Origin of the sequence: Microcystis sp. LEGE 08355, assembly GCF_015207185.1 — a bacterium.
Lineage (GTDB): Bacteria > Cyanobacteriota > Cyanobacteriia > Cyanobacteriales > Microcystaceae > Microcystis > Microcystis panniformis.
In genome coordinates, this window is record NZ_JADEXI010000798.1 from 1 (window position 1) to 1,664 (window position 1,664).

General features: G+C 41.6%; 1 protein-coding gene and 1 pseudogene. Both read right to left on the reverse strand.

Annotation, left to right across the window (positions count from 1 at the left end; translation table 11 throughout):
• Positions 1 to 239 precede the first annotated feature (239 nt).
• Positions 240 to 1,022 carry an MBL fold metallo-hydrolase gene (locus IQ242_RS24125; RefSeq protein WP_193961699.1) on the reverse strand — a complete coding sequence of 261 codons (783 nt, stop codon included), beginning with the start codon at positions 1,020 to 1,022 and terminating at the stop codon, positions 240 to 242.
• A 312-nt stretch (positions 1,023 to 1,334) separates the two neighbouring features.
• A pseudogene (locus IQ242_RS24130) lies at positions 1,335 to 1,664 on the reverse strand (IS4 family transposase); the annotation flags it as partial.

A 1,664-nucleotide genomic window follows, 5' to 3' on the forward strand; every position in this document is an offset into this window, starting at 1 on the left:
CCAATATTCAAGAGAGCCAGTTTTTTCAAACAATTAATGTCATCTGTAGCAGGCAAAGATAAGTAGCTGGTTATAATTAAATTAGAAATGGATTTTAGGTTCGATCCCCCCTGCCCCCCTTGATAAGGGGGGGATCTGAAAGTTTTTAATACCTATCTACTTATAACAAAAACTCTACTTTTTTAGATAAAAATCGGGAAGAAAGTTTTAACTTTTTTCTATTCTTCCCTTAAATCAGATTAGCTCAAACCCGGAACGCACTCACCTAATTCCACCGTAAAAGGTTGCCAAGGACGAGGATCAATTACCTTTGTCGGCAAAGCATGGGATGTTAATAATTCTTGAAAGGATTCGGGACTACCCCCAGCACTTAACACCGCCATCAATAATCCTTTAAACTCGATATCACCACCGGCAGCCGTAGAAATAATATATTGAGGCTGCAAGCGTTGACAGACTGCTAAGGCGCTTTCTTGTCCTTTGATTACCGGTCCGAGGAAAGGTATTTTTAAGTCAATCAAAGGAGTGATAATCACGGAGATTTTACCAAGAGAATCGAGGCTAGGAGAATGATAACCGTGGGGTTCGTAGTAGATACTCTGATTTGTCGCTAATTCCTTGATAACATAACCATTTTCCACTAGAGTCGGCCCGATTGGAGAACCGGGGACAGCAGTAATTTTGATCGCATTGTCAAAGATATAACTAGCACCGTGGGTTAAAGGGATGCGATGGGTATAATTGAGCGCTCGAACCACTTTTTCGGCATTTGGAGAAGCTACCACGGGAATTTGGCGATCGAGTACCTGTAAAGTAGGAGGATGAGCGTGATCTTCCAAACCTTGGGAGAGAAGAATCAGATCGATATGTTCGGGAATGGCATGATTAGCGGTTTTTTTGCCCTCAAATAGCCAAGTTAAATTACCAAAAGTCAGGGAACCTACCAACCAGGGATCGAGAAGCAGGCGTTTTCCCCCGATTTCGATTAACCAAGAATTACTATCAAGCCAAGTTAACTGCATATAAGAAGAATGAGGATTTTCTTAATTTAATTTAACATTACCATTAATTTTTCTGCGCTTGGGGGTTTTTCAGTCATCAGTGAATGCCATTTATAGCAGTTATCTTAATGGTGAGGTAGGAAGTCTCTGGTTTTAGGGAACAGGCAACAGTAGCCAGTCGTTCGGGGATGATACCAAATTAAGTAGCTGGTTATAATTAAATTAAAAATGGATTTTAGGTTCGATCCCCCCTGCCCCCCTTGATAAGCTATCCATTAGTCACATCTTTCTTAACATAAAATTTGACAAAAAGAGAAAAGTGTGCCAGATGGCTCAAGGGGGTTCTATGGGGGGACTAATTTGATGAGATAGTTTCCAAGTCTCGCTGATATCATGTAACCTTCGCAGTCCCAACCAAATAGTTTTAACACCTGGTTCACCGTCGCCTTTTCTACCTAAAAACCCCCCAAGAGAAGCAATCATTCTGACCGCTTCTGGCCAAGGAGGGCGGCTTTTCAGGTGGCGGACTCTTTTTATGAATAGTGGCACACAAAGATTGCCATTCATGTTCTTCCAAAAAACTTTCACAACTCTCCTCTCCGTGTAAGCGTGCTTGATAGGTTAACCAGAGTAATCTCCAAGCTACAATTGAATAGGTAGCTA

Coding starts and splice junctions, on each gene's coding strand:
- IQ242_RS24125 (WP_193961699.1), bottom strand. CDS start 1,022: ATGCAGTTAACTTGGCTTGATAGTAATTCTTGGTTAATCGAAATCGGG.